Source organism: Psychrobacter sp. Ps3, assembly GCF_022129275.1.
Lineage (GTDB): Bacteria > Pseudomonadota > Gammaproteobacteria > Pseudomonadales > Moraxellaceae > Psychrobacter > Psychrobacter submarinus.
In genome coordinates this window covers 1-13,181 of the sequence record NZ_JADQAL010000015.1, presented here as the reverse complement: position 1 = coordinate 13,181, position 13,181 = coordinate 1, and the positions used below count along the sequence as shown (strand labels likewise).

Below are 13,181 nucleotides of genomic sequence, written 5' to 3'. Positions count from 1 at the left end.
GACGCAAAGAAATGCTGATAAGGATAATAATCCCATGTTAAACGCCATAAAAAAGACGGTCATTGGTCTGTTTACCATTGTCCGCAGTATGTGGATGGTCAACAGCCATGCCATAAGGCCGCGCGATACTATACTTTATCCAGAAGTGCCGGTACCAGTACCGCCGAGGTTTCGCGGACGTATCATATTGACGCGTGATCCTGATGGCGATGAGCGCTGCGTGGCTTGTAATTTATGTGCGGTGGCCTGCCCTGTAGGCTGTATCTCGCTACAAAAAGCGGAGCGCGAAGATGGGCGCTGGTATCCAGAGTTTTTCCGTATTAACTTCTCGCGCTGCATATTTTGCGGGATGTGCGAAGAGGCCTGTCCGACGACTGCGATTCAGATGACGCCAGATTTTGAGCTTGGTGAGTATGTGCGTCAGGATTTAGTCTACGAAAAAGAGCATCTATTGATCTCAGGGCCAGGAAAATATCCTGATTATAATTATTACCGAGTGACAGGTATGGCAGTAGACGAAAAACCAAAAGGCGCGGCGCAAAACGAGTCGGCACCTATCGATGTAAGGAGTTTGCTACCATGATGGAGTTTATGAATCATCCGGATTTGGTAGGGTTTTATGCTCTAGGCGCAGTGGCTATTTTTGCCAGTCTACGAGTGGTGACTCACGCCAATCCCGTCCACGCTATCTTAGCGATGATCGTCACTTTACTGGCGTTGTCGGGTATTTTCTTTGTTTTAGGGGCGCCTTTTGCTGGCGCGCTTGAGATTGTCGTTTATGCCGGTGCCATTATGGTGCTATTTGTTTTTGTTATTATGATGCTCAATTTGGGCATGGCAGATGAGGCGCGTGAAGAGCGCTGGCTCGATGCAAAGACTTGGGCGATACCGACTGGGCTTACCCTGATTATCGCCGTAGTGCTATATGGCATGATCGGTCTTAATCATGACGAGACCGCGGTTATCGGCGGGGTTAATGTCCCAGCAAAAGCAGTCGGCACCGTACTATTTACCAAATATATTATGCTCGTTGAAGTGGCAGCCTTTTTGTTGCTCGCCGCTTTAGTTGCTGCTTATCATTTAGGTAAAGAGTCTAATGATGATGAGATTGTCGATAACGATAGCTTAGCGTATCGTCCTTCGGTGGGTAGCATCAAAGAATATGAAGAAGATAAGCTTGAGAGTAATACTGATGCGACCAAAATGGCTAAGCCTTATGTTTACGATACGGTTGATCCTAATGACTATGTGGCAGCACCGCGTAGCAAGCGTAAGGAGCTAGACTGATGGTACAAGCAGTAAGTGTGGCTGGGGAGGTATCAAGCGTCCCGTTTGCGCATGAGGTAGTGGGTCTTGCCGAGCCTGCTATGGCAATGCAAAATACGCTAGGTCTGATACCGATGAGCCATGGACTCATATTGGCAGGTATCTTATTCACTATCGGTCTGTGCGGTGTCATGGTACGGCGGAATTTCTTATTTATGCTGATGGGACTTGAGATTATGATGAATGCCGCCGCGTTGGCATTTGTGGTCGCAGGCAGCCGCTGGGTCGATCCAGATGGACAAGTGATGTTTATCTTTATTTTGACTCTAGCTGCCGCTGAGGTTTCCATTGGGCTTGCGATACTATTACAGTTTTATCATAAGCGTGGACATCTCGATGTCGATAGCGCCAATGAGATGAAAGGATGATGCCATGAGTTTATTACCATTAACCTTTATATTTCCGCTCATTGGCTTTTTGATTTTAGCCTTTATGCGTGACAAATTATCTGAGCAGGCCGCTGGCTTCGTCGGTGTCGGCAGCATGGCGCTATCGGCGCTTTGTACCTTAGTGGCAAGCTTTAGCTTTTTAACGAGCTATCCTGCTGGCAGTGTTATGCAAATACCGCTATGGACTTGGTTTCAAGTCGGCGATTTTGCCCCTGGGTTTAGCTTAAGCTTTGATGGTTTAGCGCTGACGATGACAGGCATTATCACGGGCGTCGGCTTTTTGATTCATCTATTTGCCGCTTGGTATATGAAAGGCGATGCAGGTTTTGCGCGCTTTTTTAGCTATATGAATCTGTTTGTCGCTAGCATGCTCTTGCTAGTGCTTGCTGATAACTTATTGCTGTTATATCTCGGCTGGGAAGGGGTCGGCATTTGCTCATACCTTTTAATTGGTTATTACTTCCATGACCGTGCTAACGGTCAGGCAGCGATCAAAGCCTTTACCGTGACTCGTATCGGTGATGTATTCTTGGCTTTTGGTCTATTCTTGCTATTTCGCGAGTTTGGCACGCTTAATATTCAAGAGATTATCACGCGCGCGCCAGAAGTGTTTGATATTAATAATCCAACCATGATACTGACGACCATGATGCTCGTTGGCGGCGCTATGGGTAAATCAGCGCAGCTGCCATTACATACTTGGCTCGCTGACGCGATGGCAGGTCCGACGCCGGTGTCGGCTCTGATTCACGCCGCCACTATGGTGACGGCTGGCGTTTATTTAATCGCTCGTATGCATCCGCTGTTTGAGCTGACCCCAGGGATTTTACTGTACTGGGTCGGCGGCGTTGGCGCGTTAACGCTTGTGGTCGCAGGTTTCTGTGCTTTAGCGCAAACCGATATCAAGCGTATTTTAGCTTATTCGACTATGAGTCAAATCGGCTACATGTTTTTAGCGCTCGGCGTAGGCGCATGGCAAGGCGCTATCTTCCATTTGATGACGCATGCTTTCTTTAAAGCTTTATTATTCCTATCCTCAGGTGCAGTGATCCTCGCGGTACATCATGAGCAAAACATCTTTAAGATGGGCGGTCTGCGCAAAAAGATACCTTTAGTATTTTGGTGTTACTTGGTAGGCGGCGGCGCTCTAGCAGCTATTCCTTGGGTGACGGTTGGCTTTTATTCTAAAGAAGCGATTCTTTGGGAGACTTATGCCACCGGTCATCAAGTGCTATTTTATATGGGCGTATTCGGCGCCTTCTTAACGGCAATTTATACTTTCCGGATGATTTGGATTGTATTCTTTGGTGAAGAGAAAACCCACGCGCACAAGCTAAAAGGGGTTTCTTACTGGCTGCCATTAACCATATTGTTAGTACTATCGACTGCCGTTGGTGCTTGGATCACGCCGCCACTACAAGGGGTGCTGCCAGAGAGCTTTGGCCATCTATTAGAGCTGAGCGGTGAGACACATGGTAAGCATACTGCTGAATATATCGCTATGGGTGCGATGCTGTTAGGTTTAATTATAGCGGCGCTGTTGTATGTCGTTGATAAAGGCCGGATGCTCACTAAGTTCAAGCGCTCGACTATCGGTGGCGGCCTTTATTACTGGTGCTATCACGGTTTAGGCTTCGATGCGTTATTCGATATTATATTTGTAAAACCCTTTTTATTCATCGGCCGCTTGTTCAAAGCCGATCCTGTCGATAAAAGCTGGATGGTACTGCCTACGCTGGCCTCAGTCGGTAATAAGGTATTTTCCCGGACGCAGACAGGGTCTCTTCGAGGCTACGCGGCAAGCTTTGGCTTGGGCGTAGCGGTATTGCTAGTGCTGGTAATGATGACGGTGGTGTAAGATGATAGAGTTACAACAAACGTGGATGCTACCAGCATTGATTGCAATTCCGTTCATAGCGGGGTTGTTATGTTGGTTGGTTGAGCGCTTCAATAAGCGCCTGCCGCGCTGGATTGCTTTGTTCGGCATGATACTGACTTTCGTTTTGTCGTTAGTACTATGGCATTACGGTGATTTTAGCGGCATGAGTAAGCAGGTCATTGCGCCGCAGTCGGCTGTACCTTGGGTCGCTGAATTCAGTGTGCCTTGGATACCCGCTATGGGCATCAGCTTCCATCTAGCGATGGATGGTATGTCACTATTGATGGTGGCTTTGACTGGGTTTTTGGGCGTGGCAGCGGTTGCTTGTTCATGGAATGAGATTCAGCGCCGAGTTGGGTTTTTTCATCTCAACTTGCTATGGAGCCTAGGCGGCGTCATCGGGGTGTTTTTAGCCATTGATCTGTTCTTATTCTTCTTCTTTTGGGAGATGATGCTGGTTCCTATCTACTTCTTGATCGCACTTTGGGGTCATGATGTGGTCGGTGGTAAGACCAAAGAATACGCCGCAACAAAATTCTTTATTTATACCCAAGCCTCAGGGCTTATCATGCTGATCGGTATTTTGCTGCTAGTTATCTTTAACCGCGCGCAAACAGGCGTTGTTAGCTTTAACTATAACGACCTGCTCGGCACCTCGCTTGGTGGCTGGGAATATCCGATTATGCTGTGCTTCTTTATCGGTTTTGCCGTGAAATTGCCGATTTTGCCGTTTCATGGCTGGTTACCTGACGCGCATGCGCAGGCACCAACGGCAGGTTCTGTCGATTTGGCTGGGGTACTGATTAAGACGGCCGCTTATGGTTTGATACGCTTTGTGTTGCCGTTATTTCCAGCTGCCTCGCAAGAATTTGCGCCTATTGCGTTGACGCTTGGCGCTATTGGTATCTTTTACGGCGCTTGGCTTGCCTTTATGCAAACCGATATGAAGCGCCTACTGGCCTATACTAGTATCTCGCATATGGGCTTTGTTGTCCTAGCGATTTATGCTGGTACTTTGCTCAGCTTACAAGGCTTGATGATACAGATGCTCGCACACGGGCTTAGCTCAGCGGCGTTATTTATTATGGCAGGTCAGCTCTATGAGCGTCTGCATACCCGCGACATCACATTGATGGGCGGTATGTGGGGGCAGTTCCGCTATTATGCACCGATGCTGATGTTTTTTTGTGCCGCGCTGCTTGGTATCCCCGGTACTGGTAACTTCATTGGCGAGTTCATGATTTTATTTGGCACTTTCGCTCAGTATCCTGTATTCGTCGTACTGGCGACCTTTAGCTTAGTGTTAGCGGGCTTGTATTCACTGATTCTGGTTTACCGTACTTTATTTGGTGTGAATAATGCTAAAGAAGTCGCGTTAGAACATACTAAGGCACATGGCCTGCCTGAGCGTCCACTAAAGGATCTAGGCAAGCGTGAGATTACCTTGCTGCTGACCTTAGCGGCCGGTCTAGTTTGGCTCGGACTGTACCCACAACCAGTGTTAGATACTTCTAGCCATGCGATGCAGTGGATCAATAATGCCTATATTTATAGCGAAGTCACTCAAGTGGACGCATCGAGTTTGCTTGATGCAATGGAGGCACGTTAAGTCATGACTGATATTACGATGAATGATTTGATGGGGCTGATGCCTTACGCACCGATTCTTATCATAGTGATTACCGTTATCTTGACGATGATTGCGATCACTATTAAACGCTCACATTTTATTACCGGTACGATTACCGTCATAGGTCTGAACCTAGCTTTGTTTACTTTGCTCGGTCAGATGACTGGTATGGTAAGCTCTGGCACGCTGATGCCTTTGGCTGAGCAGCTGTTTGTCATTGATAACTTTGCCCAGTTCAATATGGTGGTCATTCTTATCTGTGCGCTTGCTTGCTGCACTTTGTCCTATGCTTATTTGGCCAACCTACAAGATAATAAAGAAGAGCTGTACCTGCTGATTCTCATCTCTACAGTCGGGGCGCTACTGATGGTCTGTGCTCAGCACATGGCCGCGTTCTTTATCAGCTTAGAGCTATTGTCAGTGCCTTTATATGGTTTGCTTGCTTATACTTTTTCGCGCAACCAATCCTTGGAGTCAGGGCTTAAGTATCTAGTACTGTCAGCGACGGCCTCTGCCACCTTATTGATGGGTATGGCCTTTATTTATGCGCAAGTCGGCGCTTTAGGGTTTAAGCAGATTAGCGTTGTGCTCGTTAACGCCTACGACTCACCTTTGGTGATTTTGGGCGCGGCGATGATGATGTTCGGTATCGCGTTCAAATTATCTGCAGCACCGTTTCATATGTGGACACCTGATGTCTATGAAGGGGGACCTGCGCCAATTGCCACTTATCTAGCCTCAGTATCAAAAGTGGCGATGATGGCATTGGCCGTGCGTTTCTTACTCGATACCGCGCTGCTAGCGCTGCCTTCAGTACAGATGCTACTCATGGTGATGGCGACTTTATCTATTCTGATCGGCAACATGCTTGCTCTGCGTCAAAGTAATCTCAAGCGCTTATTGGGCTACTCTTCTATTGCGCATATGGGCTATGTACTGATTGTCGTCGTCAGTATTGGCGCCGCTGCTGATAGTGTTTCGAGCATGTATATGGCAGTATATGCCTTTACCTCGATCGGTGCTTTTGGGGTAGTGACGCTAATGTCTAGCCCATATCGGCTTTCAGGTGAAGCGGACAAGCTGGTGTATTATCAAGGTCTATTCTGGCGTCGTCCGGTACTGACTGCGGTTATGACCATTATGATGCTATCGCTTGCGGGTATTCCGCTGACGGCAGGCTTCATTACTAAGCTGTTCGCCATCTTAGCGGCGGTACAAGGCGCGCAGTGGTTCTTAGCGGCGTTGATTATCTTAGGTAGCGCTATTGGCCTGTTCTACTATCTACGCGTGATGCTGACTTTGTTCAAACGTCCAAAAGCTTACGTTGAGTTTGATGTTGTCGGTCATTGGGGCGTGCGTATGGGCGGTCTGATGGTAATCGCCGTGACGGTTCTTATTATCGGCTTTGGTATCTTACCGAACAATATGATTGAGTGGGCAGCGCTTGCACGTATTTGGTAACATGAAACGAAAATTTATTTAATTAATAAATAAAGGTTAGCGCAGGCTAGCCTTTTTTGTGACTATTTAAAACCTAAAACTCGAAGATATAAATTGTGAACTTGAATATGAGTCTTAGCGCCATAATGTATAACAGTGACAACAGCTTTAGCAAAACCTCATGGATAGCTATTTATATCGTCAATCCAAAATTAAAAGAGTACAGCTTTAGTAGCGTGCTACTGGTATAAATTTTCCTTGCGTGCTGTATTCACATTACAAGTTCTGAGAAATTGACAACAATAAATTAATAACAATATTAATCTATAACCATAAGTGATTTTATTATGAGCGCTAATATTCAAAAAGTAACGGTACTAAGTAAAACCACTTGGACGCCTAATCTGTTTAGTTTTACCGTGACGCGTCCGGATAGCTTTAAGTTTACTGCCGGTCAGTTCGTGCGTTTAGGGGTCAATCCTAGCAAGCTTAACTATCATCAGCAGCAGTCGAGTGAGGGCGCTGATGAGGTGCCCAATGAAGATATCTTTCGCGCTTATTCTATCGTCTCATCTCCCTTCGATGAGGTATTAGAGTTTTTCTCTATTGTCATCGAAGACGGCGCTTTCACCTCCGAGCTGCAGCATTTGCAAGTCGGCGATGAGCTGCTACTCAATACCATGCCTTTTGGGTTTTTAACGCTAGCGCGCTATCAAAAACCGCTACCAAAAGACTTATGGTTACTAGCGACTGGCACGGGCCTTGCGCCATTTTTATCGATGCTGCAAGACCTACAAACGTGGCAAGACTATGAGCATATCGTACTCGCCTATAGCGCGCGCAGTGAAGAGGAGCTGGCGTACGTTGAGCTGATTAACAGTTTGCAGTCCGATTTTGGTGAGCTGGTGGATAATCCTGCTAAGCTGATATTTGTGCCGATTGTCACCCGTGAGCCGGTGGCAGGCGCATTGAGCGAGCGTTTGCCTAAGCTGCTAGTAGACGGTAGCTTGCAAAAGCAAGCCGGTATCGAACTTGATATCGACAACGCCCATGTCATGCTTTGCGGTAACCCTGATATGGTCGAAGACACCAAAGAGACTTTAAAGTCCTTAGGTATGGTGATGAATCGCCGCGGTGAAGGTAATATTGCCGTAGAGAACTACTGGTAAGCCAAATAGCTCAGTCCATAATGAAAAGCCCCATTCTAAATATTTAGAGTGGGGCTTTTCATTGTGAGACGAGATGTTCTTGTCATTATAAGACAAGGGATGTTCTTGCTCTTACTCTTGACTGGGTTCGGTCGCATCATCTACCGGATTGATAGGCCCTTGCATCAATTCAGGCTCATCATCGACTTTGTCTTTTTCGCTAATAATATCGTCGCCATTACTACCTAATAAGTCGCGGTAGTTGACTTGAGCTTTGAGAACCAATTGCTCTTCTTCAACTTCACCATAGTTGACTTGCACCTTATGCAAGGCGCTCATTATTTTCTTATTCTTCTTTAACCAGCGATGAATATCTAAATAGATAATCTCATCTTTAGGCCGGGCAATATTGATATAAGATAAAATAAAGCCTAAAGGGTCTTTTTTTAGTACGCTATGATAAAACCAAATAAACAGCTTGATACCTTGGCGCTTAATAAAAGAGTCGCAGCGCAGGTTGAGCACATCGGTATAAGTCTGCTGACCAAAAACAAAGCGCTGGACATTGCGATCAAGCTGCACATGCACTAGGCTGAAGTTACTGGCGACCTCTGCATAGATACCGGCGACATCGACGGTACAGAACAGTCGAAACCAGTTATCATGCAGCTCGACTCGCAGCTCCAAAATAGCTTTTACATTATCGGTGACAAATTTTTGTAGAGCGTCGTTGACGTACTTTTGGGCGACTGGTAGTGGGATCTCATCTTCTAACTTATCAGAAGTTTTGCCATATAGCTTTTTTATCGCAGCGGCCAGGCTATCCCAGCCCTCATGAAAGGACTGGTTAAAACGCTCTCCTATAGCATCAGCGAAATCATAAAAGTCATCAAAGTTGCTAGAATCAGTCAAACTCATTATCCTTGTAATCATCATTATAAAACAGGCGACAAAACGAGCTATAAAATAGCCAATAAAAGCCAGTATATAGCAAAAGCATTAGGCAAAAAACGCATGGGTGTTCATTTTAGCAAATAACGCTGACAAGCGTTTTTAAAACTATACATTATCAGTCATTGTCGTCCGGCTCGACATAAACGAAAGCTAAGCTTGCGTTGAATCAGCAATAAACATTTGCTTGACACTCGTGTTATCATAGCGCAGTTATTTTTATACTTTTATTCGGTCATCAGATTTATTGATTTCAGCTGAGAGCTGCCGTGGCGCATATCAAAGATTCACAAAGTTATCATTTTTCAAGCCAAGCGCCTACTCGCAGCTTTAGTATGCCAGTAGCGATTATTATCGCGCTTGGCGTGCATGTGCTGCTTATCTTCGGTATTAGCTTCTCGATGGGCAGTCATCCTGCCGCTATGATACAAGATGTGGCAAAAGCGCTCACTGATAACATGCAGCCAAACGAAGATGCCTATTATATCGCTAATGCTTCGCAGATAGGCGGCGGCACTGTAGATGAGCAGATTCGGCAAGAAAGCGCGCAAACCAGTCCGCTCGCAGCTGAGCAAATCAGCGAAACCCAAGATGTCATCAATTTGCAGCAGCAAGTGCGACAACAGCAGTATCAAGAAAGCTATTTGCGCACTACTTTAAGCTGGCGGCAAGCGAGTGACAATACTGATAATGACGAGCAGCAAGCAAAAGACGATATTAGGGCGCAGGAGGCGCGTCTGCGTAAACAGATCGCCACGCTTGAGGCGCAGCTATCTCAGCGTCAGCAAGTTTATGCCACTAAATCAAAAGTCGTCACCCTCGATAGCAACTCTACTACGCGCGGCGCGGCGGCGGATTATATAGAGACTTTTCGCGATCATGTCGAGCGCGTGGGTAATCTGCATTATCCAAGACAGGCGCGAGTACAAGGCATCACCGGTGAAGTGCGCTTGATGGTCATCATCAGTAATGATGGTAATATCAAAGCCATCCGTCTGCTTGAAAGCTCAAACTCCAATATTTTGGATGAAGCGGCGAAGCAGTCGGTGCGTAAGGCCGCGCCTTTTGGCAAGTTCACCGAAGATATGAGTGATATCGTTGAGCTCAGACTCATTCGTACTTATCGTTATAGTGATAAAATTGAGGTCACTTACTAAGCGTCCTTATTATCAATATTCATCGGCAAAATTATAAAGAGTAGGATCATTATGGAGTTTTTAGGATTTACGGTTGACGTTGCGACATTGACCAGTAGTGCCATCGCTTTGATATTCAAAGTGGCTTTTGCGATACTCATTTTTGTCATTGGCCGCTGGCTTGCCAAAAAACTAGTCACCTTTGCCAATCGTCTGATGGTGCGTGGCCGCTTAGAAACAACAGCGGCTAATTTTTTGAGTCGACTGTTATATGGCATATTATTGGTCGTTATCGTTTTAGCCGCGCTAAACCAAGTCGGCGTCCATACCACCTCGGTCGTTGCTATTTTAGGCGGCGCAGCCGTTGCCATTGGTCTGGCCTTAAAAGATCAGCTCTCAAACTTCGCGGCGGGTATTATTATCGTCACTTTTAAGCCCTTTATTAAAGGCGATTATGTGCAGATCAGTGGCTATACTGGTACGGTAGCGGAGATTACGTTAGTCAATACTCATATGACTACGATTAACAACCATGACATCATTATTCCTAATAGCGATATCACCACCTCCGCGGTGACGAACTACACCGCGCTGCCCAATCGCCGTGTCGATATCACTATTGGGGTAGGCTATGATGCCAATATCAAGACCGCTAAGGAGCTAATCTTGAGATTAGCCAAAGAAAACCCAGTCGCCTTCAGTGATCCTGAGCCTATCGTACGAGTGACGAACTTAGGAGACAACTCAGTCGATCTAACGCTAAACGTCTGGACCACTAATGATGACTGGTGGGCGATGCAGTGCGACTTACTTGAGCGATTCAAGGAAGTGTTTGATAGCGAGAAGATTGAGATACCGTTCCCGCAGCGCAGTGTACATATTAAAGGTCTTGATCAGATGATGAATAATATGGATCAATCGCAAAAGCTGCCAATGGATAAACAATCATAAAGAGTCCATCGGTTTTAAATATTAAGCCAAATAGGGGTTAGGCAAATCAAGTCGGGCTAAGATAGCAATCTCAAATTGCTCCATCTCGTCTTGCTCCGCCTGCCCAAGCTCGTGATCGAAGCCTAGCAGATGCAGTACGCCATGAATAAGCAAATGGCTGATATGCTGCGCTAGGCTTTTATTTTGCTCGCTTGCTTCTCGCACGAGCACCTCATGACATATAATCAGCTCGCCTAACGGTAGCGTTGGCATTAGATCCATAACGCTGGCAGGCAGCTCACTTGGATAAGAGAGAATATTGGTCGCATAGTCTTTACCGCGCGCCTCTAAATTCAATGCTTTTCCTTCAACCATATCAGTAATATAGATATCTAAAGCTTTGGGTTTGCTCTGCCACAATGCAGCATCGATATCTGCAAAGTAGGGCAGAGTTAAACCGTCTTTAACACGCTCATCGATATAAGTTAAAGCTTTTGACAGTATATTCTGTAGTACTTCTGCGCGGTAAAACTCATCGATTAAATGATCGTCAATAGTATCAATAGAACTGATGTCTATGTCATTGAGATAAGTCATCTGTTTTGCCTTATTTTAAAATTCTCTTTGCTAAGCGTTTGTGGGCATAAAGACCAGATTAAATATAAAAAACCAGACTATTAATAATAATCTGGTTGCAGTAAGGTTGCGTCTGTTCTTATAACTAAGGATTTAACCGGACAACTAAAGCTTAGAGGCTGCGTTAGCAACTGCTTGTTTGCGTTCTTGCTCCGCTATGCGCTGCTGCTTACGCTTCTCATCAATGACTAATTGTTCCCCATCAAAGATATCATAGGCCTCAACGATCTTTTGTACCAGATGATGACGTACCACATCTTTTGAGCCAAACTTAGTAATATGAATCTCATCTATACCGCTCAATATATCCAAAGCTTGCGCTAGTCCTGATTTGGTACCACGCGGCAAGTCAACTTGCGAGATGTCACCAGTGATAACAGCGCGTGAGCCAAAGCCCAAACGAGTCAAAAACATCTTCATTTGCTCAGGGGTGGTGTTTTGTGCTTCATCTAAGATCACAAAAGAGTTGTTGAGCGTACGACCACGCATATAGGCCAGCGGCGCTACTTCAATGATTTGACGCTCAATCATTTTACCGACTTTCTCAAAGCCTAGCATCTCATATAGCGCGTCATATAGTGGACGTAAGTAAGGGTCGATTTTTTGAGTGAGGTCTCCTGGTAAAAAGCCTAGCTTTTCACCGGCTTCGACTGCCGGACGTACCAGCAAAATACGCTCAATCTCATTGCGCTCTATCATATCGACCGCGCACGCGACCGCCAGATAAGTCTTACCGGTACCAGCAGGGCCGATACCGAAAGAGACATCAGAGGTCAAAACGTTTTTGACGTAGCGCTGCTGATTGCCACCGCGCGGGATAATTTTGCCTTTACGAGTGCGCAGACTAATCGGCGTAAACTCATTGCTTGCGTCCAAGTCGTCATCATCTTCACTATCGTCAACGCGAGCGTCGTCCGTGCTATCTTGGTCGTAAGCCATGTCTTCATCGCGAGATAGGCTGGCTTGAATAATAAGATGCAGCTCTTCGGCGCTGATATCTTTTGAGTTTTGCGCTTCGTCAACTAGCTTATATATGATGCGCTCACCGCGCTCAACTCCGGTGATATCACCGCTCAAGCAAAAGTCGGTTTTGCGCTGGCTAATCTTGATATCGAGGCGATCTTGAATATATTTGAGGTGCTTATTGTATTCACCTAGTACGGTTTTTAGCTGAGCTTGGGTCAAAAATTCAAACTTTATATTGCGGCTAATGGATTCAGTCAAGCGATTATCCTTATAATAAATGCCTTGTATTTGTTAGGCAAAAAATAATGTAATGAGTTAATAGATATCCTTCATTCATTATGGTTGATAATATTTTAAATTCAAGCCTTTAGCCCTATTGGTAATGACTGTTTTGTATGTAGATTGCAAACACCTAAGCTAAGAGCTGGCAGTAGTTATTTGCGACTAAAACTATTGAATTGGCATGGTCTATAAGTCGCCTAATTGCGTCAACGATAGACGCGGTAAGTAGCGTTAAGCCCACAGAGTTTAAGATAATCTGTGGTAACCTATGGCTACTAAAACTCCATTATTAATGTTCATGAATAGATGTTTTAAGCCTGTTTTTAAACATAAAAGCTCAGTTAAAAATAATGAGAAAAACTGAGCCTTTATTTTAGGGCGTGTTGAACATTCGCAAATAGGCACTGCTGATTGCTAAAATTGTTCCAGACAAGGCACAAAGCGACGATAATGCAGATGCCTTAGCGA

At 45.6% G+C, this 13,181-nt stretch carries 12 protein-coding genes; 9 read left to right on the top strand and 3 right to left on the bottom strand.

The window, feature by feature from the left end:
• Positions 1 to 34 precede the first annotated feature (34 nt).
• The 7 genes from nuoI (at position 35) to I3248_RS06450 (ending at position 7,833) form a co-directional block, all read left to right on the top strand.
• The gene (gene nuoI / locus I3248_RS06480) at positions 35 to 583 is read left to right on the top strand and encodes an NADH-quinone oxidoreductase subunit NuoI (RefSeq protein WP_084212670.1); all 549 of its coding nucleotides are present in this window, start codon (positions 35 to 37) and stop codon (positions 581 to 583) included.
• Positions 580 to 1,287 carry an NADH-quinone oxidoreductase subunit J gene (nuoJ, locus tag I3248_RS06475; RefSeq protein WP_025647203.1) on the top strand — a complete coding sequence of 236 codons (708 nt, stop codon included), beginning with the start codon at positions 580 to 582 and terminating at the stop codon, positions 1,285 to 1,287. Before nuoI ends, nuoJ begins: the two co-directional genes overlap by 4 nt.
• 86 nt (positions 1,288 to 1,373) lie before the next feature.
• On the top strand, positions 1,374 to 1,694 hold the full coding sequence (gene nuoK, locus I3248_RS06470; protein ID WP_037059904.1) for an NADH-quinone oxidoreductase subunit NuoK: 321 nt from the start codon (positions 1,374 to 1,376) through the stop codon (positions 1,692 to 1,694).
• A gap of 4 nt (positions 1,695 to 1,698) precedes the next feature.
• Positions 1,699 to 3,573 carry an NADH-quinone oxidoreductase subunit L gene (gene nuoL / locus I3248_RS06465; RefSeq protein ID WP_238063022.1) on the top strand — a complete coding sequence of 625 codons (1,875 nt, stop codon included), beginning with the start codon at positions 1,699 to 1,701 and terminating at the stop codon, positions 3,571 to 3,573.
• 1 nt (position 3,574) lies between these two features.
• Positions 3,575 to 5,203: an NADH-quinone oxidoreductase subunit M gene (gene nuoM, locus I3248_RS06460; protein WP_238063021.1), complete on the top strand. Its 1,629-nt coding sequence runs from the start codon at positions 3,575 to 3,577 to the stop codon at positions 5,201 to 5,203.
• Positions 5,204 to 5,206: 3 nt separating this feature from the next.
• Complete coding sequence (locus tag I3248_RS06455) at positions 5,207 to 6,685, top strand: NADH-quinone oxidoreductase subunit N (protein ID WP_238063020.1); 1,479 nt, start codon at positions 5,207 to 5,209, stop codon at positions 6,683 to 6,685.
• Between the two features lie 326 nt (positions 6,686 to 7,011).
• A complete protein-coding gene (locus I3248_RS06450; RefSeq protein WP_238063019.1) occupies positions 7,012 to 7,833 on the top strand; it encodes a ferredoxin--NADP reductase in 822 nt (273 codons plus the stop codon).
• A gap of 111 nt (positions 7,834 to 7,944) precedes the next feature.
• Here the strand turns inward: I3248_RS06450 and I3248_RS06445 are convergent, their stop codons facing one another.
• Positions 7,945 to 8,730 carry a type II toxin-antitoxin system RelE/ParE family toxin gene (locus I3248_RS06445; RefSeq protein WP_238063018.1) on the bottom strand — a complete coding sequence of 262 codons (786 nt, stop codon included), beginning with the start codon at positions 8,728 to 8,730 and terminating at the stop codon, positions 7,945 to 7,947.
• A 302-nt stretch (positions 8,731 to 9,032) separates the two neighbouring features.
• Between I3248_RS06445 and I3248_RS06440 the strand changes: the two genes are divergently transcribed.
• Positions 9,033 to 9,920: an energy transducer TonB gene (locus I3248_RS06440; protein ID WP_201610360.1), complete on the top strand. Its 888-nt coding sequence runs from the start codon at positions 9,033 to 9,035 to the stop codon at positions 9,918 to 9,920.
• Positions 9,921 to 9,971: 51 nt separating this feature from the next.
• Positions 9,972 to 10,850, top strand: coding sequence for a mechanosensitive ion channel domain-containing protein (locus I3248_RS06435; protein WP_238063017.1), 879 nt, complete (start codon positions 9,972 to 9,974; stop codon positions 10,848 to 10,850).
• Between the two features lie 21 nt (positions 10,851 to 10,871).
• Here the strand turns inward: I3248_RS06435 and ybeY are convergent, their stop codons facing one another.
• Together ybeY and I3248_RS06425 are read right to left on the bottom strand one after the other, a co-directional pair.
• On the bottom strand, positions 10,872 to 11,426 hold the full coding sequence (ybeY, locus tag I3248_RS06430) for an rRNA maturation RNase YbeY (RefSeq protein WP_238063016.1): 555 nt from the start codon (positions 11,424 to 11,426) through the stop codon (positions 10,872 to 10,874).
• A 144-nt stretch (positions 11,427 to 11,570) separates the two neighbouring features.
• Positions 11,571 to 12,689 (bottom strand): PhoH family protein, encoded by a 1,119-nt coding sequence (locus tag I3248_RS06425; protein ID WP_238063015.1) that lies wholly within the window; start codon positions 12,687 to 12,689, stop codon positions 11,571 to 11,573.
• Positions 12,690 to 13,181 lie beyond the last annotated feature (492 nt).

Coding starts and splice junctions, on each gene's coding strand:
- nuoI (WP_084212670.1), top strand. CDS start 35: ATGTTAAACGCCATAAAAAAGACGGTCATTGGTCTGTTTACCATTGTC.
- nuoJ (WP_025647203.1), top strand. CDS start 580: ATGATGGAGTTTATGAATCATCCGGATTTGGTAGGGTTTTATGCTCTA.
- nuoK (WP_037059904.1), top strand. CDS start 1,374: ATGCAAAATACGCTAGGTCTGATACCGATGAGCCATGGACTCATATTG.
- nuoL (WP_238063022.1), top strand. CDS start 1,699: ATGAGTTTATTACCATTAACCTTTATATTTCCGCTCATTGGCTTTTTG.
- nuoM (WP_238063021.1), top strand. CDS start 3,575: ATGATAGAGTTACAACAAACGTGGATGCTACCAGCATTGATTGCAATT.
- I3248_RS06455 (WP_238063020.1), top strand. CDS start 5,207: ATGACTGATATTACGATGAATGATTTGATGGGGCTGATGCCTTACGCA.
- I3248_RS06450 (WP_238063019.1), top strand. CDS start 7,012: ATGAGCGCTAATATTCAAAAAGTAACGGTACTAAGTAAAACCACTTGG.
- I3248_RS06445 (WP_238063018.1), bottom strand. CDS start 8,730: ATGAGTTTGACTGATTCTAGCAACTTTGATGACTTTTATGATTTCGCT.
- I3248_RS06435 (WP_238063017.1), top strand. CDS start 9,972: ATGGAGTTTTTAGGATTTACGGTTGACGTTGCGACATTGACCAGTAGT.
- ybeY (WP_238063016.1), bottom strand. CDS start 11,426: ATGACTTATCTCAATGACATAGACATCAGTTCTATTGATACTATTGAC.